The 21,743-nt window shown below is 69.1% G+C and carries 22 protein-coding genes and 1 pseudogene; 15 read left to right on the top strand and 8 right to left on the bottom strand.

Annotation, left to right across the window (positions count from 1 at the left end):
* The first annotated feature begins 17 nt into the window (after positions 1-17).
* The 6 genes from sp36 (at position 18) to GP2_RS16050 (ending at position 4,392) form a co-directional block, all read left to right on the top strand.
* Entirely contained in the window at positions 18-182 is a 165-nt protein-coding gene (sp36, locus tag GP2_RS21560) for a Sp36 family protein (RefSeq protein ID WP_006901589.1), read from the top strand.
* 2 nt (positions 183-184) lie between these two features.
* Positions 185-658 (top strand): RidA family protein, encoded by a 474-nt coding sequence (locus tag GP2_RS16070; protein ID WP_006901588.1) that lies wholly within the window; start codon positions 185-187, stop codon positions 656-658.
* Positions 659-662: 4 nt separating this feature from the next.
* Positions 663-1,424, top strand: a complete 762-nt coding sequence (locus tag GP2_RS16065; protein ID WP_040527266.1) for a TSUP family transporter — start codon at positions 663-665, stop codon at positions 1,422-1,424.
* Positions 1,425-1,527: 103 nt separating this feature from the next.
* Complete coding sequence (locus GP2_RS16060) at positions 1,528-2,778, top strand: MFS transporter (RefSeq protein WP_006901586.1); 1,251 nt, start codon at positions 1,528-1,530, stop codon at positions 2,776-2,778.
* A 55-nt stretch (positions 2,779-2,833) separates the two neighbouring features.
* Positions 2,834-3,052, top strand: a complete 219-nt coding sequence (locus tag GP2_RS16055) for an NfeD C-terminal domain-containing protein (protein ID WP_006901585.1) — start codon at positions 2,834-2,836, stop codon at positions 3,050-3,052.
* Positions 3,053-3,249: 197 nt separating this feature from the next.
* Positions 3,250-4,392, top strand: coding sequence for a flotillin family protein (locus GP2_RS16050; RefSeq protein ID WP_006901584.1), 1,143 nt, complete (start codon positions 3,250-3,252; stop codon positions 4,390-4,392).
* Here GP2_RS16050 and GP2_RS16045 read toward each other — a convergent pair.
* Positions 4,379-4,891, bottom strand: coding sequence for a nitroreductase/quinone reductase family protein (locus tag GP2_RS16045; RefSeq protein ID WP_006901583.1), 513 nt, complete (start codon positions 4,889-4,891; stop codon positions 4,379-4,381). The genes GP2_RS16050 and GP2_RS16045 overlap by 14 nt on opposite strands.
* Before the next feature lie 192 nt (positions 4,892-5,083).
* Here GP2_RS16045 and GP2_RS16040 point away from each other — a divergent pair, with 192 nt between their 5' ends.
* A complete protein-coding gene (locus tag GP2_RS16040; RefSeq protein WP_006901582.1) occupies positions 5,084-5,905 on the top strand; it encodes an MBL fold metallo-hydrolase in 822 nt (273 codons plus the stop codon).
* Between the two features lie 151 nt (positions 5,906-6,056).
* Here GP2_RS16040 and GP2_RS16035 read toward each other — a convergent pair whose 3' ends face one another.
* Both GP2_RS16035 and GP2_RS16030 read right to left on the bottom strand, forming a co-directional pair.
* A complete protein-coding gene (locus GP2_RS16035; protein ID WP_005171581.1) occupies positions 6,057-6,731 on the bottom strand; it encodes a Crp/Fnr family transcriptional regulator in 675 nt (224 codons plus the stop codon).
* A 267-nt stretch (positions 6,732-6,998) separates the two neighbouring features.
* Complete coding sequence (locus tag GP2_RS16030; protein ID WP_040527265.1) at positions 6,999-7,250, bottom strand: hypothetical protein; 252 nt, start codon at positions 7,248-7,250, stop codon at positions 6,999-7,001.
* Positions 7,251-7,574: 324 nt separating this feature from the next.
* Here GP2_RS16030 and nth point away from each other — a divergent pair, with 324 nt between their 5' ends.
* From nth to GP2_RS16010, 4 genes are read left to right on the top strand one after another with little or no spacing between them, the layout of a single operon-like run.
* Complete coding sequence (gene nth, locus GP2_RS16025; protein ID WP_247604127.1) at positions 7,575-8,264, top strand: endonuclease III; 690 nt, start codon at positions 7,575-7,577, stop codon at positions 8,262-8,264.
* Entirely contained in the window at positions 8,261-9,004 is a 744-nt protein-coding gene (locus GP2_RS16020) for a TlpA family protein disulfide reductase (RefSeq protein WP_006901579.1), read from the top strand. The genes nth and GP2_RS16020 overlap by 4 nt, the downstream gene beginning before the upstream one ends.
* The gene (locus GP2_RS16015; RefSeq protein WP_006901578.1) at positions 9,001-9,831 is read left to right on the top strand and encodes an NUDIX hydrolase; all 831 of its coding nucleotides are present in this window, start codon (positions 9,001-9,003) and stop codon (positions 9,829-9,831) included. The genes GP2_RS16020 and GP2_RS16015 overlap by 4 nt, the downstream gene beginning before the upstream one ends.
* A complete protein-coding gene (locus tag GP2_RS16010) occupies positions 9,831-11,024 on the top strand; it encodes a MarP family serine protease (protein ID WP_006901577.1) in 1,194 nt (397 codons plus the stop codon). Before GP2_RS16015 ends, GP2_RS16010 begins: the two co-directional genes overlap by 1 nt.
* On the opposite strand, the gene GP2_RS16005 is transcribed toward GP2_RS16010, so the two are convergent.
* The 3 genes from GP2_RS16005 to acs all read right to left on the bottom strand — a co-directional run bounded on the left by GP2_RS16005 (position 10,939) and on the right by acs (position 14,622).
* Positions 10,939-12,000 (bottom strand): alpha/beta fold hydrolase, encoded by a 1,062-nt coding sequence (locus GP2_RS16005; RefSeq protein WP_006901576.1) that lies wholly within the window; start codon positions 11,998-12,000, stop codon positions 10,939-10,941. The genes GP2_RS16010 and GP2_RS16005 overlap by 86 nt on opposite strands.
* 3 nt (positions 12,001-12,003) lie before the next feature.
* Positions 12,004-12,516 (bottom strand): phage holin family protein, encoded by a 513-nt coding sequence (locus GP2_RS16000; protein ID WP_006901575.1) that lies wholly within the window; start codon positions 12,514-12,516, stop codon positions 12,004-12,006.
* Positions 12,517-12,678: 162 nt separating this feature from the next.
* On the bottom strand, positions 12,679-14,622 hold the full coding sequence (gene acs, locus GP2_RS15995) for an acetate--CoA ligase (protein WP_006901574.1): 1,944 nt from the start codon (positions 14,620-14,622) through the stop codon (positions 12,679-12,681).
* A gap of 310 nt (positions 14,623-14,932) precedes the next feature.
* Here acs and GP2_RS15990 point away from each other — a divergent pair, with 310 nt between their 5' ends.
* Positions 14,933-15,688 carry a Fic family protein gene (locus GP2_RS15990; protein WP_006901573.1) on the top strand — a complete coding sequence of 252 codons (756 nt, stop codon included), beginning with the start codon at positions 14,933-14,935 and terminating at the stop codon, positions 15,686-15,688.
* A 1,242-nt stretch (positions 15,689-16,930) separates the two neighbouring features.
* On the opposite strand, the gene GP2_RS22255 is transcribed toward GP2_RS15990, so the two are convergent.
* Positions 16,931-17,908: a helix-turn-helix transcriptional regulator gene (locus GP2_RS22255; protein WP_006901571.1), complete on the bottom strand. Its 978-nt coding sequence runs from the start codon at positions 17,906-17,908 to the stop codon at positions 16,931-16,933.
* A gap of 139 nt (positions 17,909-18,047) precedes the next feature.
* Between GP2_RS22255 and GP2_RS15980 the strand changes: the two genes are divergently transcribed.
* A complete protein-coding gene (locus GP2_RS15980; protein WP_006901570.1) occupies positions 18,048-19,487 on the top strand; it encodes an amidase in 1,440 nt (479 codons plus the stop codon).
* Between the two features lie 97 nt (positions 19,488-19,584).
* Here the strand turns inward: GP2_RS15980 and GP2_RS15975 are convergent.
* Positions 19,585-20,022, bottom strand: a pseudogene (locus GP2_RS15975) (transposase); the annotation flags it as partial.
* A 188-nt stretch (positions 20,023-20,210) separates the two neighbouring features.
* Between GP2_RS15975 and GP2_RS15970 the strand changes: the two are divergent.
* Together GP2_RS15970 and GP2_RS15965 are read left to right on the top strand one after the other, a co-directional pair.
* On the top strand, positions 20,211-20,825 hold the full coding sequence (locus GP2_RS15970; RefSeq protein ID WP_006901568.1) for a TetR/AcrR family transcriptional regulator: 615 nt from the start codon (positions 20,211-20,213) through the stop codon (positions 20,823-20,825).
* Positions 20,818-21,507, top strand: a complete 690-nt coding sequence (locus tag GP2_RS15965) for a YqeB family protein (protein ID WP_006901567.1) — start codon at positions 20,818-20,820, stop codon at positions 21,505-21,507. Before GP2_RS15970 ends, GP2_RS15965 begins: the two co-directional genes overlap by 8 nt.
* Positions 21,508-21,743: the final 236 nt, after the last annotated feature.

The raw sequence follows: 21,743 nt of genomic DNA, 5'->3' as shown, positions 1-21,743 counted from the left end.
GCGGATAGGCTGAGTCCATGAGTGAAGTGACTGCGTGGGAATACGTGACCGTGCCGCTGCTGACGCACGCCACGAAACAGATCCTGGACCAGTGGGGTGCCGACGGCTGGGAACTGGTCGCGGTGCTGCCCGGTCCGACCGGCGAGCAGCACGTGGCCTACATGAAGCGACCGAAGGGCTGATCATGGCGTCTACCTGGACCGATCGTCTCGCCGAACTGGGCATCACCCTGCCCGACGTGGTGCCGCCCGTCGCCAGCTACACGCCGGCGGTGCGCACCGGGAACCTCGTTTACACCTCGGGCCAGCTGCCGATCGTCGCCGGCGAGCTGTCCGTGCGCGGAAAGGTGTCCGACGGCGCCGAGGGCGTCGTTCGGCCGGAGGCGGCCACCGAGGCCGCGCGCATCTGCGCGCTCAACGCCCTGGCCGCGGTGAACGCGCTCGTCGGCATCGACTCGATCGTGCGCGTGGTCAAGGTCGTCGGCTTCGTGGCCTCGGCCCCCGGCTTCACCGGTCAGCCGCAGGTCATCAACGGGGCCTCCGACGTCATCGGCGAGATCTTCGGGGACGCGGGCGTGCACGCTCGCTCGGCCGTCGGCGTCGCGGAGCTGCCGCTGGGCGCTCCCGTCGAGGTCGAGCTGATCGTCGAAGTGGCCTGACCCCCTGGACGTCGCGCTGCTGATCGTCGCGGCCGCGGCAGCCGGGTGGGTCGACGCCGTCGTCGGCGGTGGAGGACTCGTCCTCATCCCCGCGATGCTGATCGCCCAGCCCGGCCTGCCGACGGCGACGGCGCTCGGCACCAACAAGCTCGCGGCGGTCTTCGGGACCGCGTCGGCCGCGTGGCGCTATGTGCGGCACGTCCGCATCGACCTCCGGCGGCTTCTCCCGGTGTTCGCCGCGGCGCTGGTGTTCTCGGCTCTCGGTGCGCTGGTGGCGATCTCGCTGCCGACGGAGATCTTCACCCCGTTCGTGCTGGTGATGCTCGTCGGCGTGGGGTTGTTCGTCGCGCTGCGACCGGGCTTCGGCGGGGACCTGTCGGCGGGGCCGCGGTCGCGGCTCTCGACCATCGCGGGCCTGGTGATCACCGGGGTCGTCATCGCGTTCTACGACGGGGTGATGGGCCCGGGCACCGGGACCTTCCTCATCATCAGCCTGACCGCGCTCGTCGGGACGTCGTTCCTGGAGAGCTCGGCGATGGCCAAGGTCATCAACACCGGGACCAACCTCGGTGCGCTGACGGTGTTCGGGCTGCAGGGCAACGTGCTCTGGCTGCTCGGGCTCGGTCTCGCGGTGGCCAACATCGCCGGGGCCCAGATCGGGTCGCACATGGCGATCGGGCGCGGTAGCTCGTTCGTGCGCTGGGTGTTGCTCGTCGTCGTGGTGGTGATGGTCGGCAAGCTCTCCTACGACCTGGTCACCGGGTGAGGCCGCGTCGTGGACTCGCAGGCGCTCCGCGCGACGCCGAAGCGGCGGCCCGCGCCGGTGCGAACCGCCCACGCCGTCGGCGGCGACCGGTGATGCTGTGAGGGTGAGGGCATCGACGGCGACGGCCGGGCGGATTGCGGTCCAGCGCCGGACCGTCGCCCTGCTGTGCCTGGTCCAGGTGCTGGCCGGGATCTCGATGGGCGGTGCGCTGGCACTCGGCGCGATCATCGGAGAGCAGCTGTCCGGCAGCGAATCGTTGGCGGGCGTCCCGACGACCGTGCTCACCCTCGGCGCGGCCGCGGCGGGGCTGCCCCTGGCGTCACTCGCCTCGGCTCGGGGGCGGCGGCCCGCGCTGACCACCGGCCTCCTGATAGCGGGAACCGGGGCGCTGCTCGTGGCCTTCGGCGTCGACGCAGAGTCCTTCTGGCTCATGCTCGCCGGGATGTTCGCGCTCGGATCGGGCACCGCCGTCAGTCTTCAGTCCCGTTTCGCCGCAACCGATCTGGCGGCGCCCGAATCGCGCGGCCGGGATCTGTCGCTGGTGGTGTGGATGACGATGGTCGGCGCGGTCGTCGGGCCGGCGCTGGTGCCGGCCGGGGCGGAGGTCGCGTCGTTCCTCGGGATGGCCGATCTCGCCGGGCCGTTCCTGCTCGGTGCATGCGGATGTGCCTGCGCTGCAGCATTTCTCTTCCTCGGGTTGCGCCCCGATCCGCTCCTCGAGGCCGGCGGGGGAGTGGCGTCGTCGTCGACCTCCTCGATCGCCGCGGGTCTCGCCGCGATCGTGCACTCGCCTCGCGCGCGTGCCGCGGTCGCCGCGGTGGTCTCGGCGCATGCGGTGATGGTCGGGGTCATGGCGCTGACGCCGGTGCACATGCACCACGGCGGTGCGTCGGTGACCGTCGTCGGGCTGTCGATCAGCGCGCACATCGCCGGGATGTACGCACTCGCCCCGGTCATGGGTCTCCTCGCCGATCGGGCCGGTCGGGTTCCGGTCGTCCTCGCCGGCCAGGCGATCCTCGTGGGCAGTTGCGTCCTCGGTTTCGTCTTCTCCGGGTCGCAGGCGGGCCTGGTGGCCGCACTCGTCCTGCTCGGCATCGGATGGTCGGCGTCCACGGTCGCGGCGTCGACGCTGTTGACCGATTCCATCGAGGGGTCGAGTCGGGCTGCCGCGCAGGGTGTCTCGGACGCCTCGATGAGCCTCGCCGGTTCGGCGGCGGGTGCCCTCGCGGGGGTCGTGGTCGGCGCGTTCGGGTACCCGGTCCTCGTCCTGTCGGCCGCGGTGATCGCGATACTGACCGCGGCCTATGTGGTGGTCGACGGTGCGCGCGGTCGTCGTGCCGGAGATGTGGCCTAGAGTTCGAGACATTCGACGCCGAGAACGGGATACGGCCGGACAGGGAGAGGTGAGGGTGTCGCAGCAACTCGTGGGGCGGACCGGCATCGTGACGCTGTCGATCCCCGGAGGTGAGCAGCTCGGCGAGGTCGAGCTGTCGTTCGCCGGCGGCACCGAGCGCTTCCTGGCGCGCGCGACCGAACCCATCGAGGTCGACGCCGCGGTGCTCGTGGTCGGCGAGATGCCCGGGCGCGTCGTCGATGTCGAGCGGTGGACGAGGCTGCCGGGCCTGTAGGACATGCCGGTGGAGCCGGGCCTGTGGATGCAGGACCGTTGCCGGCCGTTCGATGAGGCAGGATGAGTCCGATGGTCTGCGGTCCGCGCGTGATCGTGCGTGACCGGATGGATGTCGCGTGACGCCCGCCTCGCATCTGTCGCGGTGCGCCGGAGCGAGGAGCAGGCGGCACACCTACGACGACAAGGGGAAATCACATGCTCGGTTACTACGTCCCGGAGCCCGACGAGGCGATGCTCATCTCGGGTGGCAAGACCCAGATCGACGGTGCGCCGTTCGATGTGGTGGTCGGGCACGGCAAGTGGGTCATGCCGTTCTTCCGCAAGGTGCGCTTCCTGTCGCTGGCGCTGCACGAGGCGTCGATCCGCGAGGTGTGCGTCACCACGCAGGGCATCCAGTTGAACGTGCGCGCGGTGATCGCCCACAAGGTCGGCAACGACGTCGCGTCGATCGTCAACGCCGGTCAGCGCTTCATCTCCGAGCAGGAGAACGAGATGAATCAGCTCACCGGCCAGATCTTCTCGGGTCATCTGCGGTCGATCGTCGGCTCGATGACCGTCGAGCAGATCATCCGCGAGCGCGACACCCTCGCACGTCAGGTCCTCGAGGCGTCCAAGCGGGAGATGGCGTCGATCGGGCTGGTCGTCGACTCGTTCCAGATCCAGTCGATCGACGACATGGACTCCGGCTACATCAACGCCCTCGCGGCCCCGAACATCGCCAAGGTGCAGCGCGAGGCCGCCGTCGAACGCGCCCGTGCCGACCAGGAGTCGGCCAAGGCGCAGCAGGAGTCGCTGCGCAACCAGGCCGACTACGAACGCGAGACCGCGATCAAGCGCGCGGCGATCAAGGCCGAGACCGACAAGGCGAACGCCGAAGCGGCCCAGGCCGGTCCGCTCGCCGAGGCGCGGGTCAACCAGGAGGTCATCAAGGAGCGCTCGGTGCTGGCCCAGGCGCAGGCCGAGCTCCGCGAGCAGGAACTGATCTCGGAAGTCGTCAAGCCGGCGGAGGCCGAGGCGCGGCGCCGCGAGATCCTGGCCGAGGCGGAGGCCAAGGCCACCGAGATCCAGTCGGCGGCCATCGCCAAGCACAACCGGATCGCGCTCGACCAGCAACTCATCGAGGCGCTGCCGGCGCTCGTGGGCGAGGTGTCGAAGGGCCTGGGCAACGCCAACCTGACGGTCTTCAACGGCGCCGAGGGCGTCAACGAGATCATGACCGGCGTCATCACGCAGGGAGCCGCGCTGCTGAAGAGCCTGCAGGAGCAGGTCGCGAGCGCGGTCGTCGACGAGACCGATGGCGACACCCCGGTCGAGGGGCGGCAGGTCAGCGGGAGCTGAGCGGATCCCCGAGCACTCGGTACACCGGGTGCTCGGGAGCGATCCGGGCGAACTCGTCGAGCGAGGCCTTCGGCCCCAGCCCCAGGTGCGGACGCGCGCCGGGGGCAACGGCCGCATACCGCCGCAGGATCGGGGCGCGCTCGTCGGCCGGGACCTCCTCCAGACGCACCGGTTGCTCGTCTCCCTGGCGGATCAGCGTTGCCCGACGCGCGTTGGCCTCGATGTTGCGGACCCAGTTCGCCTCCCGGCCCAGCATCGACACCAGGTAGTCCGCGCCGTCGAGGTCCGCGACGGCGATCGGCACCGTGGTCGGCTGCCCGGAACGTCGTCCGGGAACGCGCAGCACGGCCGCCTGCGGCACCCGCGATATACCGCGGGCGTAGAGCCAGGCATCGAACCGGTTCGCCCATCGCATGACGCGTCCCGGTCGGCCGTCGCGATAGAGGAACCGTTTGAGTCGTCCGGCGGCGTCCGCCGCCTGTCGCTTCAGGGGCGCCACATCCGCGATTGTAGGAGGCGTGGCGGATGTTTCAAGGTCGTCGGAAATCGGGGTCGCCGCGCGTCGAGATCGCGTGATCCCAAGGTCGCAGGCCATCGTTCGGCAACCGACCGACGAGGTGCTCCGATCCTCGCGAGCGGATTCCCGCGGTGAACGGCGTCCCGGCCGTCGGCAGTCGTTAGGCTCGCAGGTATGAGTGCACCGAACGACGCCCCCGCCCATCCCGCCTACGGGGTGCTGCGCGAGGTCACGCCCTTCGCCTCGGTTCTGTTGTGCGACAACTCCGGGATGATGGAGCTCGACGGCACCAACACCTACATCCTGCGGGCGCCGGGCAGCGACGAGTGCGTCGTCGTCGATCCCGGTCCGCCGAAGTACAAGCACCACTCACGTCAGCTCGCCGAGATCCCCGGCGTCGCGCTGACCCTGGTCACCCACCGGCACTTCGACCACACCGGCGGGATCAAGCGTCTCCACAAGCGGACCGGCGCACCCGTGCGTGCCCGGCTGGACAAGTACTGCCGCGAGGCGCCACCTCTGCGAGACCGCGAGGTCATCGAGGCCGCCGGGCTGCGGATCACCGTGCTGCACACCCCCGGTCACACCGGTGACTCGGTCAGCTTCCTCGTCGAGCACGAGGACGAGCGCGCGGTGCTCACCGGCGACACCATCCTGGGGAGCGGCACGACCGTCCTGGATCCCACCGACGGCGGGCTGCGCGACTACCTGAACTCGCTCAACCGGCTCATCGTCGAAGGCGAAGGGGCGCGGCTGCTTCCGGCGCACGGCCCCGACCATGACGACCTGGGACCGGTGGCGCGCTTCTACAAGTCGCATCGCGAGGAACGCCTCGACCAGATCGTGTCGGCGCTCGACGAGATGAAGATGAGCCCGCACGAGGCGAAGCCGATGAAGGTGGTGCGCAAGGTGTACCGCGACGTCGACAAGAAGTTGTGGCCGGCGGCCCGGATGTCGGTGAAGGCGCAGCTGGAGTACCTGCGCGAGGTGTACTGATCCCCACGGGTGATCCGTGGCGGCGGGCCTCACCCCGGGACGCGGCGTCGTCGCCCCGTCGAACAGACACGGATACGAGAGACGCCGCCCGCCCCGTGGGGCGAGCGGCGTCTCTCGTCGTTCTTTCGGGTGCCTGCTCCGGGTCGTGGCGTCAGCGGGCGCGACGCGCCAGGCGCTCGGAGTCGGCGATCAGCACGCTCTTGCCCTCGAGTCGCAGCCAGCCGCGCTGCGCGAAGTCGGCCAGCGCCTTGTTCACGGTCTCGCGGGAGGCGCCGACGAGCTGGGCGATCTCTTCCTGCGTCAGGTCGTGGGTGACGCGGAGGGCGCCGCCCTCCTGCGTGCCGAAGCGCTGCGCCAGCTGCAGGAGCTGCTTGGCGACGCGGCCGGGCACGTCGGTGAAGATCAGGTCGGCGAGGTTGTTGTTGGTGCGACGCAGGCGGCGTGCGAGCACGCGCAGGAGCTGCTCGGCGATCTCCGGGCGGTCCTTGATCCAGGCGCGCAGGGCGTCGCGGTCCATCGACACCGCGCGGACCTCGGTCACCGTCGTCGCCGACGAGGTGCGGGGGCCCGGGTCGAAGATGGACAGCTCGCCGAACATGTCCGACGGTCCCATGATCGTCAGCAGGTTCTCGCGGCCGTCCGGTGAACGGCGACCGACCTTCACCTTGCCGGACAGGATGATGTAGAGACGATCGCCGGGCTCGCCTTCATGGAAGATCACGTGTCCACGAGGGAAATCCACGGGCTGAAGCTGCTTGGTCAGCGCCGCGACGGCAGAAGGCTCGACGCCCTGAAAAATGCCTGCCCGCGCCAGTACTTCTTCCACCTAGGGAACCTTTCTCGAAAACTCTGCTACAGCCACGTGTTGAGATCGCGCCCTTGGATACGCTACCCCGCGCATCAGCATATGTGTTGAATGGGTCACTGACGGCGCATTGGAGTGTGTGTCTGCGCAATGGCCTGTCGCGACCTCACGAACAACGGGCGAACCGGACACAATCCCGAGTTTAGTGACGTGAAGAACGTCCTGCGGAATCGGGCATCCCGTCGACCGCGACGGAGGGGCCCGGGGGAGGGTCCGGGCGACCGGACGTCAGCTGGCCCGTTGCGGAGAGGTGGCGCGGGAGGGCGGGGACTGGATGCGCCGCGGCCGCAACTCGTGCAGCTCGGCGGATTCGGCCAGGCGTGACGGCGCCCCGGCGTTCTGGGAGCCGGCGCGGTCGATGTAGTCGTCGACCTCGTCGTTGGAGACGGACACGCGGTCGACCCGGGCCTGCAACTTGTCCATGCCCATGGCGAAGAGCATGAGTACGGCCGGGAACAGCAACGCTGCGAGACCTTGCATGGGGACCAGTAAACACAATCGTCCCCGCGGATTCCGCATCGAAATGGCCGACGTCACTGACTTGTTACCTGACCGTAGGTTCGGGCCGAACGACTCCGACGGGTGTCCGGGCGGGTGTCGGAGCCGGCGGCAGAACACTTCTGACCGGCGACGATGCGGCCGCGGAAGAGGGGTCGTCGTCGGGCGCGCCCGGCCGGGTGGGCCGGGGTCGCCCGTCACCTCGCTAACCTGAATCCCGTGAGCGCACGCAAGGCTGCGGCCGCGGGCAGGTCCCCGGCCCGCAAGCAGGAGACCCGACTGGGACTGGTTCGCCGCGCGCGCCGCATGAACCGGGCGCTCCAGGTCGCCTTTCCGCACGTCTACTGCGAACTCGACTTCACCAACCCCCTCGAGTTGTCGGTGGCGACGATCCTCTCCGCCCAGTGCACCGACGTGCGCGTGAACCAGACGACCCCGGCGCTGTTCGCGAAGTACCGCACCGCCCGCGACTACGCCGAGGCCGACCGCACCGAACTCGAGGAGTTGATCCGCCCGACCGGCTTCTACCGGAACAAGGCGAACTCGATCATCCGGCTGGGCCAGGAGCTCGTCGCCCGGTTCGACGGCGAGGTGCCCCGAACGCTGCCGGAGCTGGTCACGCTCCCGGGGTTCGGTCGCAAGACCGCGAACGTCGTGCTCGGCAATGCCTTCGGTATCCCCGGGATCACCGTCGACACCCACTTCGGGAGACTCGTCCGCCGCTGGCAGTGGACCGACGAGGAGGACCCGGTCAAGGTCGAGCGCGCAATCTGCGAGCTCTTCGAGCCCAAGGACTGGACCGACCTGTCGCATCGGGTGATCTTCCACGGGCGGCGCGTATGCCACGCCCGCAAGCCCGCCTGCGGGGTGTGCATCCTCGCCAAGGACTGTCCGTCGTACGGCACCGGACCCACCGACAAGATCGAGGCCGCCGCCCTCGTGAAGGGCCCCGAGCGGGAGCATCTCCTGCAGCTGGCCGGACTGGCGGAGCCGTGACCGACGCCGAGAGCCGCGCAGACGCCCCGGAGCCCGACCCGACGGAGGTCCCGCCGGCCGGGGGCGGGAGGTTCCCGCCCGCCGCGCGCTGGACCGTCGTCTTCATCGTCGTGATGGTCGCGTTGATCGTGGCCATCTGGCCTCGGGGAGACGACCCGGACCCCATGACCTCGGCACCGCCGTCGGCGAGCGGCCAGCGTCCGTTCGACGCCCCGGCCGACGAGAAGCGGGTCGCCGAGGCGCGCGCCGCCGCGGAGCTTCCCGACTGCCCGGTGACCGGGCTGCCGGAGAGTCCCGGGTCGGTGCTTGCCGGGATCGTCGAAACCTGCCTCGGCACCGGCGCTCCCTACGACCTCGGCGCCGCGACCGCGGGCCGGCCGCTGGTGGTCAACGTGTGGGCGCAGTGGTGTGCGCCGTGTAAGACGGAGCTGCCGTACTTCGAGGAATTCGCCGCCAAGGCGGGCGGCCGCGTGACCGTGCTGGCCCTGCACGCCAAGGAGGGCGGCAGCAACCCGTTCTTCCCGCTCACCCTGCTCACCGAGATCGGAGTCCAGTTGCCGGCAGTGCTCGACACCGACGGCCGCGTCGCCGCCGCCGTCAACGCGCCCCGGGTCTTCCCGTCGACGGTCTTCCTGCGGCCCGACGGAACGGTCGCGAAGGTCTACCCCGGCGTCTTCGACAGCCCGCAGGAGATCGCCGACGCGGTCGAGGAGTACCTGGGCGTGAAGGTGGCGGTATGAGTACCGAACCCCACGTCGGCCCCCTCGTGGGCCCCGAGGAGATCCCGCCGTGGCTGCGCACGCTGACCGGCGACGTCTTCGCCGTCACCGAGGCGGTGAACAACCGAGGCGGCGACCGCACCCGCTGGGCGCAGATGTTCCGCCGCGATCGCCGGTCGGCCGCGGTCCTGGTTCTGTTCTCCGGCTCGTGGGATGCCGCCGACGACCATCCCGGCGGGGTCCCGGCCGACGCCGAGGTCCTGCTCACCGAGCGGGCGGCGACGCTGCGACAGCACAGCGGCCAGGTGGCGTTTCCCGGCGGCGCCGCCGACCCGGGCGACGACTTCCCGGTCGGGACCGCGCTGCGCGAGGCGGAGGAAGAGACCGGCCTCGACGCATCCGGCGTGCACATCCTGGCCAACCTGCCCAGCTTCCCGGTCCCGCCCTCGGGCTTCGACGTCGTGCCCGTGATCGCCTGGTGGCACGAGCCGGGCGAGGTCCGTGCCGTCGATCCGGGGGAGACGGCACGCGTCGACCGCATCCGGCTGCGTGATCTGCTCGCGCCGGAGAACCGCTTCCAGGTGCGGCGCTCGGTCCTCGGCGGCAGGTTGTACCAGGGGCCGGCGTTCTTCGTCGACGGTCTGCTCGTCTGGGGATTCACCGGCGGACTCATCGCCGCCATCAGCGAGGCGTCGGGCTGGGACCGTCCGTGGGACAAGGACGACGTGCGGCCGCTCGACGAGATGATCGAACTCGCCGGCAGCCGACAGCAATCGGGTTTCGAGGCGCTCCACCCGCGCGAGACGGCCGATCCCGGTGAGCTCGACGCCCGGCCCGGTGGTGGATGATGACCGGCTCCACCTGGGTCGACGTCATCGTCATCGGGATCGCGCTGCTCGCGGCGCTGAGCGGCTACCGCTCCGGTGCGGTGGCCTCCGCGCTCGCGTTCATCGGCGTCGCCCTCGGTGCGGTCGCCGGCCTGTTGCTCGCACCGCATCTCATCGAGCACTTCGACGACCTCCGGATGCGGGTGCTCCTCGGTGTCCTCGTGCTCGTCGTGCTGGTGGTCATCGGCGAGGTCGCGGGCATGGTGCTCGGCCGGGCCGCCCGCGGAGGCATCCGGTCGCCGGGCCTGCGCGCCGTCGACAGCGCGGTCGGCTCGATCCTGCAGGTGGTCGCGGTGTTGCTCGCCGCGGGACTGCTGGCCATCCCGTTGCGCGAGTCGGCGGACCCGGCGATCGCCGGTGCGGTCCGCGACTCGAAGGTCCTGACCGGCGTCGAGGTGCTGTCACCGCAGTGGGTCAACGACCTGCCCGGTGAGTTCAAGGCCCTCCTCGACAGCTCGGGACTGCCCAAGTTCCCGTTCGTCTCGACGCCGTCGACCAACGTCGACGCGCCGGATCCCGCGCTCGCGGATCTTCCCGTCGTGCGGCAGGTGCGACCCTCGGTCGTCAAGATCGAGGGTGTCGCGCCGAGTTGCCGCCAGGCGCTCGAGGGCAGCGGATTCGTCGTCTCGCCCGAGCGGGTCATGACCAACGCGCACGTCGTGGCCGGCACCGAGCGGCTCGAGGTCGAGACCAGCACGGGTGCCCGGCTGCCGGCCAAGGTGGTGCTCTTCGACAGCGACAACGACATCGCGGTTCTCGACGTCCCGGGCCTGCGCGCTCCAGCACTCCGATTCGCCTCCCGCGCGGCGTCGACGGGAGACGACGCCATCGCACTCGGCTTCCCCGAGGCCGGTCCGTTCACCGTGAGCCCGGTGCGCGTGCGCACGACGTTCATGCACACCGGCGACAACATCTACCGCAACGGAGAGGTCACTCGCGAGGTGTATGCGGTGCGCGGCTCCATCCGCCAGGGCAATTCCGGTGGGCCGCTGATCAACTCCGACGGGGAGGTGCTCGGCGTCGTGTTCGGCGCGGCCGAGAACGCCGAGGACGAGACGGGGTTCGTGCTCACCGCCCGACAGGTGCGCGCCGACTTCGTCGAATCCGAGCGGCGAAGCGAGCGGGTGAGTACCAGGAGCTGCGTTCTGGCCTGATCCGGCGGGTCTTGCGGACGGCGGCGTCGGTGGTCGCCTCCGGCTCCGAGCGCAGGAACTCCAGGATCGCCTCGGTCACCGCCTCCGGCCGCTCCTGGTGCACGAAGTGGCCGCCGCCCTCGATCTGCCGGTACGTCTGGTGGGCCGCCCAGCGGTGGCCGTCGGCCATCGCGTCGCTCAGGATGTACGGGTCGTCGCGCCCGCGGAGCGCGAGCACCGGCAGATGCAGCCGCTGGTCCATGAGCTCCATGAACCGCCAGCCGTCGGGGCGGAACTGGGACCGGTACGCCCAGCGCCGGTACTCCAGGCTGCAGTGGGCGACGTTCGGGATGAGCATCGCCGAGCGGTTCAGCGCGACGGTGCGGGCGTAGTCCTCGGTGCCGCGCCACGACGCCGACGCCCGGTGCGCGAAGTAGTCGGCGATGAACGCGGCGTCGTCGCGGGTGACCTGGCGCTCGCCGAGACGCGGGAGCTGGTTGCGCAGGAACGGCACCAGGAACTGCGACCGCTGGGCCCGGTCGCGCAGCGCGCGGTGGCGCAGGGCTCGCGGATGCGGGGACGCGACGACGACGATGCGGTCGACGACGCGCGGATGCAGGGTGGCGGTCGCCCAGCACACGAGACCGCCGTCGGAGTGGCCGATCAGCGTCGCGCTGGTGTGCCCGAGCGCGCGGATGAGTCCGTTGGTGTCGCCGGCCAGTGTCCAGCCGTCGTAGCCGCGCGGCGGCTTGTCGGTGTCGCCGTACCCGCGCAGGTCGACCGCGACCGCACGGTAACCGGCATCGGCGAGCGCGGTGAGCTGATGCCGCCAGCTCCACCAGAACTCGCCGAACCCGTGGAGCAACAACACTAGTGGGCGGTCGGCGGGGGTCCCGGCCGGTTCGACGGCATGGAACCGGACACCGTTCGCGCGGACGTCGAGATGTACCCAGTCGCCGGGGAGACGAACGCTCGAGGGGTCAGGCGCCTCGCTCACTGCTCAGCCTTCGCGCGCGGGAGGGATCCTCGGATGCGCGGTCTGGCCGGGCCCGGCGGCGCCGCGGTTGGGCAGGACGGTCTGCAGCTCGTTGACCGACTCGATGGTCTTCTTGGGGCCTCTGACCTTCTTGAAGAAGATGTAGCCGACGAACGCGGCGAGGCAGGTGACGACGACCAGCACCAGGAAGACGATCAGGAACGCCAGCCAGCGCGGCAGGAACTCGTCCAGCAGTTCGGCGAGGAAGAAAAAGAAGAAGAAGCTCGAGTACAGCGCCATCACGCCGGCCACGATCAGCAGGCCGGTGCCGGCTCCCGCCTTCTTCGCCTCGCCCACGATCTCGGCCTTGGCGAGTGCGACCTCTGCACGGAACAGCGTCGACATGCTGGTGGTCGCATCCTTGACCAGGCTTCCGATCGTCGGCTCACCACTCGGACCTGCGTTCGGGTCGGAGAGCGGGATCGACGGGACGGAGTCCCGGCCCGCTTCGGGCAGGCCGTGCTCGTTGGGGCTCACAGAATCCTCCGTTGTTCGGCTGATGGGCATATGTTGCCATGCGCGCGGCTTCGGGGTGGCGGCCCACCCGAGGAGCCGCCGCATCATCGCCCCGAAACAGCAGGTGCGCCACCGGCGTGAGAGCCGGTGGCGCACCCGATGGTCGGCAGGCGCCGCGGAACGCTATGCCCGCTTCGAGCGGATCGCCTCGAAGACGGACGGGTCGACGAGGGTCGAGGTGTCGCCGAGCTCGCGGCCCTCGGCGACGTCCTTGAGCAGGCGGCGCATGATCTTGCCCGACCGGGTCTTGGGCAGCTCGGGCACGATGTTGATCTCCCGCGGCTTGGCGATGGGGGAGATCTCGACCGAGACCTGCTCGCGCAGCTCGGCGATCACCTTCTCGCCGGTGTCCTCCACGCCCTCGCGCAGGATGACGAAGGCGACGATGCCCTGGCCGGTGGTCTCGTCGGCCGCGCCGATGACCGCGGCCTCGGCGACACCGGAGTGTCCGACGAGCGCCGACTCGACCTCGGCGGTGGAGATGCGGTGACCCGACACGTTCATCACGTCGTCGACGCGGCCGAGGACCCACAGCGCGCCGTCCTCGTCGTAGCGGGCGCCGTCACCGGCGAAGTACCAGCCCTGCTCGGCGAACCGCGACCAGTAGGTCTCGCGGTAGCGCTCCTCGTCGCCCCAGATGCCGCGCAGCATCGACGGCCACGGCTGGTCGAGTACCAGGTAGCCCTGCTCGCCGGCGCCCACCGGGTTGCCCTCGTCGTCGACGATGTTGGCGCTGATGCCCGGCAGCGGACGCATGGCCGAGCCGGGCTTGGTCGCGGTGACGCCGGGCAGCGGCGAGATCATGATCGCGCCGGTCTCGGTCTGCCACCAGGTGTCGACGATCGGTGCCTTGCCGCCGCCGATGACCTCGCGGAACCACTTCCACGCCTCGGGGTTGATCGGCTCGCCGACGCTGCCGAGCAGGCGGATCGAGGACAGGTCGTGCGCCTCGGGGATCTGCTGGCCCCACTTCATGAAGGTACGGATCAACGTGGGCGCGATGTAGTAGATCGTGACGCCGTACTTCTCGATGATCTCGAAGTGGCGGTGCTCGTTGGGCGAGTTCGGGGTGCCCTCGTAGACCACCTCGGTGGCTCCGTTGGAGAGCGGGCCGTAGACGAGGTAGGAGTGGCCGGTGACCCAGCCGATGTCGGCGCCGCACCAGTAGACGTCGCGGCCTTCCTTGTGGTCGAAGACGTAATGGAAGGTGTAGCTCACCTGGGTGAGGTAGCCGCCGGAGGAGTGGACGATGCCCTTGGGCTTGCCCGTGGTGCCCGACGTGTAGAGCAGGAACAGGGGGTGCTCGGCGTCGAAGGCCTCCGGCTCGTGGGTGTCGGACTGCTTGTCGACGGTCTCCTCCCACCAGACGTCGCGTCCCTCGACCCAGTTCAGATCCGGGTCGTGGTCGGTGCGGCGCACGACGAGGACCTTCTCGACCGACTTGGCGGCGTCGTCGCCGCTGCCGAGTGCCTCGTCGACGTTGGCCTTCAGCGGGGCGGGCTTGCCCCGGCGGAACTGGCCGTCGGTGGTGATGACGAGCTTGGCCTCGGCGTCGTCGACGCGCGAGCGCAATGCGCCGGCGGAGAAGCCGGCGAAGACCACCGAGTGGGTCAGGCCCAGGCGGGCGCAGGCGAGCATCGAGATCAGGGCCTCGGGGACCATCGGCATGTAGATCGCGACGCGGTCGCCGGCCTTCAGCCCGATGGAGGCGAAGTAGTTGGCCGCCTTGGAGACCTCGGCCAACAGTTGGCTGTAGGTGATGTCACGGGTGTCGCCGGGCTCACCGACCCAGTGGATGGCGACGCGATCGCCCTTGCCGGCGGCGACATGACGGTCGACGCAGTTGACCGCCACGTTCAGCTTGCCGCCGACGAACCACTTCGCGAACGGGGCGTTCGACCAGTCGAGGACGTCGGTGAAGTCGGTCTCCCAGTCGAGGCGGCGCGCCTGTTCGGCCCAGAAGCCGAGCCGGTCCTTCTCGGCCCGGTCGTACAACTCGGCGGTGCCGTTGGCCTGTGCGGCGAACTCCTCGGACGGTGGATAGGCCTGAACGGTGGTTGAGGACATCGGTTGTAAGAGCCTTTCGCTGTCGACGGCCGGACCACCCGACGGTGAGGGTGATCCGGACGGATGACGGATCGCTGTTGTGAGCGTAGTCACCCCACGTTGCAACGGGGTACCCGTCCTCCGGTGAGCGAGTCCGATACGCGACGAACGGCGTGCTCACCGCGATGAACGGCGCGCGGGTCGGGACCCGGTCGGGACGAAGGGTATATCGCGGTCGTTCGACGGTTCGGTGCCGCGTCGGTTTTCGAAACGGTGACTAACAATTCAGGTCGGATCGCACCGGTCGGGTGCGCGCATCTATCGTCGGATCGTGACCAACGACCCCCTGGCCCCGCTGCTGGATCTGCCCGGTGTCGCCGACGCCGCCAATCGCGCGCGTGACGCGCTGTCGGCCGTGCATCGGCATCCCGCGAATCTGCGCGGATGGGACAAGACCGCCACCGAGGCGTCGTGGCGGGCGGGCCGGTCGTCGGCCGCGATCGACGGGGGCAGCGTCGAACTGCGGCGCGACGGCGATTTCGACGACCCGATCCTGGCCGGGGCCATGCGCGTGTCGCAGGCACTCGACGGGGAATCGCTCGAGAACCTGATGCGCGTGGTGCGGCGGGCGCCCGCGCAGGCGCTGGCCCGGTTGCACACGCTGGCCGCGGCCGATTTGGTCGACGACGCAGAGGAACTCGGACGCCCGCGGACTGAGACGGATATCGCTTCGCGTCTCGATCTGCTGGGCCAGTTGATCACCGGCGCCACCTCGGTGCCGGCGCCGGTGCTGACGGCGGTCGTCCACGGGGAACTGCTCGCACTGGTGCCGTTCCCGACGGCGAATGGTGTTGTCGCGCGCGGCATGGCGCGACTCGTCTCGGCGGCGACCGGTCTCGACCCGCACTGCCTCGGCGTCCCGGAGGTCACCTGGTTCAAGCGCGTGGTGGACTACCGGCGGCTTGCCGACGCATTCGCCGCCGGCACGCCCGACGGGCTGCGGGAGTGGCTGCTGTTCTGCTGCGAGGCCCTCGAAGCCGGTGCGGCCGAGGCGAAGTCGATCGCCGACGCGGCTCGGGGCAAGTAAGGGGCCGGGGAAGACGAAGACCCCGGACAGCACTGCGGGCGGCCTCCCTGTCGTCTCCGACGAGGTTGCCGCCCGCGTAGCACGGACTCAAGTTACCAAGCGTGCTTGGTGGGTTGTGGTCACCGCCTCGGCGAGGGATCACGAGTCAGGGGCGTGCCGTCCACATGCTGCCACTTCGTGGGCCGAACGTCCCGGGCTTTCGCCGGCGGGACGAGGCTGTGGCGCATCTGGTGTGACGGTCGTGTCTCCTGGCCATGATGTCGCAGGCGCACAACGCTTTTGCCTTTATGCGGCGTGCTCCGCGTGGGTGCTTGCCGCCCGTGCTGGGAAGTGCTCGGAGCGGGGGCTCGGTCCTTCTCTTCCGGATCGGGCTTGGCCTTCCGAACTTCCGTACCACTGTTGTACACCGTGATCGCGGTCACATCAAGCGATTGGGCCCGAAATGTCGCAACACCCGAGGTTTGGGGCGGAATCTGCTGTATGCCAGGGCATTCCGGCCCGAGGTGCGACGTGTCGGCGTTCTGGACCCTGGCGCTGCCGCACCGGGGGCGTCGGGTGTGGCCGGGTTGCTCGTCGAGGGTTCGGCGGGCGTGGTTGGACCTGGCCGGCCGATGTCCTCCTCGATGCGCGCGCCGAGCCGCGCGCATCGAGGAGCTCCTCCGGAGGGGCGTCTCTACGCGGGTTCACCATCGCAAAGAATGATCATGAAAACGAATTTCGATCGTTTCGGCAATTCGCGGGTTCGTGAAGCGCGGAATCAGAACAGGAATTCGCGAAAAGCGGTTGTTGTGCTTGCAAAGATTCCGTAGGCGTGTGTATAGTCCTTTACACCGGTTTGATACCGGCACGTTTCAGCCCGACCCCCCGGGGCTGAAACGCGACAGCCCCGGCCTCCTCCCCCCCTGGCCGGGGTTGTCTTCTATCTACGGTCTTTTTACCCGGCACTTCTCCGATGCCGAACGATCTCTCCACAGGGGTTCGCAGCGCGCCTTCTGTCGTCCACAGTCGTCGTCTGATCGCCGTTGCGCGTCTCCGGGCGGGCGAGGATCGCCGTCATGTACGACGTAAGTTCGACGACTACGACGGCCGCGCATTGAGGCCCCGTCACGCCCGCCAGCCGCCTCCGCACCGTGCAGATCCGCCGACGTCGCCGCGATCGGCGAGGGTCACTCGGATGGCCTCATCTCGACGCATGGCACCAGCCCGAAGTGAAGGAAGGCTACTCATGAGACCGGGCGACTGTCACCCGCGCGCACAGCGCACCGCATCCCAACTATCCAGCCCCCGCTCCCACGCCGCCCGTGCCAACGCTGTCCGGTTGGAGACCCCGACCTTGATCAACGCCGACTCGACATGGGACCGAGCCGTCCGCACTGAGATCCCAAGGGCATTGGCGATCTCGTCGTTGGGCCAGCCTCGGGACACCAGGCCCACGACGTCGAGCTCGCGGGGCGTGAGACCGGCAGGTGGATCGGTGCGCCTGAGTGTGATGAGAACACCGTCGCCTCCGGCGTCAGCGCGAATCGACCACCATTGGCCGTCGTCGCCGCGTCTGCGGAACCGCAGCGGGGGCGAACCGGGTGAGAGAAGCGTCGCGACGCGACGGAGAGCAGAAGCGTCGAGCGGACTCTCCGCTGAGTCGCCAAGGCGGGGCTCCACGCGTCCCGGTGACACATGAACCACAACGTCGGCAGACTCGGGGTCCGGACGGATCTGCGGGGCGGCGAGGCCGGCGAGCTCGGCAGCGAGCATCGTCAGCGCCAGGCGTGCGTCGTCGGCCAGGGCTCGACCATGTAGCGAACTCATCGCCACAAAAGCCGGGCGAGGATGGGAGCCGGTGTACCGGCCGAGCGGAAGCGTGATACCTTCGTGAAATCCGCAGGGGCGCAAGGCTTCCTGATAGGTGATGGTGTCGCGGACGTCGAATGGCAGATCGATGAAGCGGAGGGCGACGCGTCTCTCGATGGCATACCGGTGCCCAGCACACTCGAACGCATGGGTCGTGGCGATGAAGTCGGCCACCTCGGTGGGGTAGTCAAGGTTGACGATGATCGGTTGCCGGGAGCTGGCCAGAGTGCGCTGTCTGCCGATGAGCGCCGCGCAGTCGAAGCCGAGGCCGTCGCGAAGCATTCGGACAGGCTCTTCGATCGGTGCCTCGCCACGGCCGGCCGCGCGGACGCTGTCGGCGACGCGCACCCACCAGGTCACGTCTGTGCTCACTGGACCTCCTGATGGAGTCGTGGTCGAGGCGTGCGGTCACCTCGGCTATTCGGCCGATGTGCTGTGGAACACAGCCTGCCATTGTCAAGGCGGTCCGGCAATCGAGGTGCCGGGCGCCTGACGATTTGAGGAGAATCCCATGAACATCGAGGAGTACGCCGCGCTCGATGCCACCGGCCTGGCCGAGGCGATCAACTCCGGTGACGTCACCGCCGACGAAGCAGCCGAGCTCGCGACCGACGCGATCAACGCCGTGAACGCCGAGCTCAACGCGGTGGCGACCGGTCCTTTCGACCGACCGCTCGACTACGCTGCCGAGGGACGATTCGCCGGGGTTCCGTTCGCCATCAAGGACCTGGTTTGCCATGCCGAAGGTGTTCCGACGCGCATGGGCACCCGGATGCTCGGCGATGGCGTGACGCCGCCGGCCGACACCCACCTCATGGAGCGGTTCCGGGCGGCCGGCCTCGCAACCGTCGCTGCGACCACGACCCCGGAGTTCGGCTATAGCGCCAACACCGAGGCTCTCGCCTACGGCCCGACCCGTAATCCGTGGGACACCGGCCGCAGCGCGGGCGGTTCCAGTGGTGGCTCGGCAGTCCTTGTCGCCGCCGGGGCTCTCCCCGTCGCGCATGCCAATGACGGCGGCGGATCAATACGGATCCCTGCGGCGGTCAACGGCCTTGTGGGTCTGAAGCCCAGCCGCGGCCGGGTTCCGCTCGGTCCCGACCTCGATGCCAATGCGCTCAGCGGCCTGGCAATAGAGTTCGCCGTCACCCGTTCGGTGCGCGACGCCGCCGCACTGCTCGACGAAGTCGCGGTCGGCTACCCGGGTGACCGCTTCATCATCGCCCCGCCGGAGCGGCCGTTCGCGTACGAGGCCGGTGCCGATCCCGGCCGGCTCCGCATCGCGCTGCACACGGACGCCTGGTCGGGGACCGCGGTCGATTCCGAAGTCGTCGCGGCAGTCGAGGAGGTCGCCCACACGCTGGAGGCTGCTGGTCACCTGGTCGACCGCGCGACGCCCAGCCTCGATTGGGAGCCCTTCCTCGAAGCAACTGCAGTCACGTGGTCGGCGTTCCTGGCCGAATCAGTCGCGGGAGTCGAGGCCATGACCGGCACGTCGGCCGGTCCCGACAACCTTGAGGCCACGACTTGGGCGTGCGTTCAGTACGGTCGCGGCCTCACGGTCCTCGATCTGGCCGGCGCCAACGCCCTCTTCGTCAGGATCTCCCGGACGGTGGGAGAGTTCTTCGGCGACTACGACGTCCTGCTCACACCGACAACCAACTACCCGGCGATGGAACTCGGCTACCTAAACGCCAACGACCCGGATCTCGACGCCCTGGGCTGGACCCAGCGGATCTTCGATGTGTTCTCATTCACGCCGCTGTTCAACACCACCGGCACCCCGGCGGTCAGCCTGCCGCTCGGCCAATCCAGCGACGGCCTGCCCATCGGCGTCCAGCTGGCCGGACCGATGTGCTCGGAATCGATGCTGCTGCGGGTCGCCGCCCAGCTCGAAGCGGCGATGCCGTGGCGGGACCGGCGGCCGGCGGTGCATGTGACGACGGTCTGACCGCGTCGCCTGGTCGCTCGCCTCAGCTACATGAGCCGGGCGATCAGGCTCTCACCGCTGGCTGTTTGAACCGTCCTGGGTCGGATGGAGACCTGGTTTAGGCCACCTCCGCTTCGGAGGCGACGGTCTCACGGTAGCGCGTCTCGTACTCGACCGGCGGGCAGTAGCCGATTGCCGAGTGCAACCGTTCGGTGTTGTACCAATGCACCCATGCGGCGGTTTCGCGTTCGACCTCGGCTCGTCCGGTCCAGGATCGCTGGCGGTCGATGAGTTCGCTCTTGTACAACCCGATCGTCGATTCCATCAACGCATTGTCCAGGGCATCGCCAACTGAGCCGATCGAGCCGGCCAGGCCGGAGTCGCGTAGCGCCTCGGTGAAGGCGAACGAGGTGTATTGACTTCCCGCATCGCTGTGATGAATCAAACCTGTTGCAGTAAAGGAGAAGTCGGTCCTTCTTCGGGTGAACAGGGCCTGCTCGAGAGCGCTGGTCACCAGCGGTGTCGTCTTGCTCGTCATCACCCGCCAACCCAGGATCCCGCTGACCCCTGACCAGACTCCGTGAGTCCGCGGTGGGCATGTGACTACCGGCCCGCCGTGGCGGCGAGCGCGGCGTTGCGCCGGCACCGCGTTGCTTGACGTGGACCCCACAGCCGGCAGGTGGGTTGTCCTGAGTCATGCCCCCATCGTATTCTTTGACTGACTGATCAGGTAATGATTGGAGAATGGTGCCGAGACGAGCTGATCCGGAGCGGATCGCGCAGAAGCGGGAGCAGATCGCCGTGGAGGCTGGCCGTCTGTTCGCCGCCCAGGGCTATGACCGCACGAGCGTCGCGGAGGTCGCCAAAGCGGTCGGCACGAGTCCGGCCAGTGTCTTCTACTACTTCGAGGACAAGGCTTCCTTGTTCCGGGCGGTGTTCGAGCGTGACCTGCCTGCCGCCGAGGCGTTGATCGCCCGTCATGTCGAAGCGCCCGACCCGGTGACGGCGATCTTGGACGTACTCGACGCCCTGGCCCGAGACGCCGCCGACCCGTCGGCCTCGGGCATGCTGATCGAGCTGCTACGCCGCGCTGGCGATGACCCCGAGCTGCTCGCCGTGGTGGGGCGCACCGCAAACGTCCTACGTGAGGGCTTGGCCGCGCTGATCTCTCGCGGGATCACCGAGGGAGCCATCGACCCGGACCTGGACGCCACCGAGACGGCGGCCTGGTTGCAGGCCATCGTCGATGCGACCTATCTCAACGCCCGTCCAGGGCACTCCCCACATATCGAGTTGCACCGCACCGTGCTGGGTTACCTCAACCCTCCGCAAGGCCGCCAGGAGGAACCTAATGGCTGAGAACACCGTCAACGTATCGATCCCACGGCGATGGATCGTCGGCATGCACGCGGCAGGCGCACTGCTCGGCTTCGGTGCCGCCTTCGTCATCGGACCGCTCGTGACCTGGCTGCTCGGGCTCGCCGGTGACGCACCCGGTCCGCTGCGCTTGGCTGCGGGCCTGCCCCTGGTCTGGGCGATCCCGGTACTCACTCTGGCTGGGCTCGGTGTCGGGTTCTGGTTCGCCAAAGAGTGGCAGAAGGAGAACGGCACCATCACAACCACTCCCGAGGGAGTGACGGTGCACCGTGCCGGGAGCAACCGCTACGTCGCTCGTGAACGCATCGGCGGTGTGTTCACCGACGGTCGCGACCTTATCGTCACCGACAGCGCCACGAACGAGCTGCTGCGCGTCAATACCGACAAGGTGCTCGTCGACAGGCTGCGCGACGCCTTCGAACGCTTCGACTACCCCTGGCAAGGAACACGAGACCCCCACGACCACGCCTTCGCCACCTGGGTCGACGGCAGCGGGCTGCTGGATGCCCGCACGCACGACCTCCTGCGAGCCCGGCAACGTGCGCTGGCCGACAAGCGTCCCGGCGCCGCCGAGGACGCCCGAGACGAACTCCGCAACCTCGGCATCGCCGTACGCGACCGCCACGGCGCTCAGCAGTACCGGGTCATCGGGCGCGGCGAGTAGTAGCCAGTCGACAGAGGAGAATTCGAACGCATGCATCCGGCAACCCGCTCACGGACTGTCGTGTAAGAGCCCCGAGATCCCTATGCGAGGCCTGAATGAGTGCCAGTTCAGTTGCGGGTAATGAGGTTGGTGACAGCAGCTGAACCGATCAGCGGTCGGCTTGGCTGTATGCGGTAGCTGCGGGGGTGTCGCGTGAAGGTGGCGGAGTAGAGCTGAAACGCGACAGCCCCGGGCTC

The organism is Gordonia paraffinivorans NBRC 108238, from assembly GCF_000344155.1.
In the GTDB taxonomy this organism is placed as follows: Bacteria; Actinomycetota; Actinomycetes; order Mycobacteriales; family Mycobacteriaceae; genus Gordonia; species Gordonia paraffinivorans.
The sequence above is the reverse complement of the archived record's forward strand: the minus strand, read 5'-3'. Positions and strand labels throughout refer to the sequence as shown.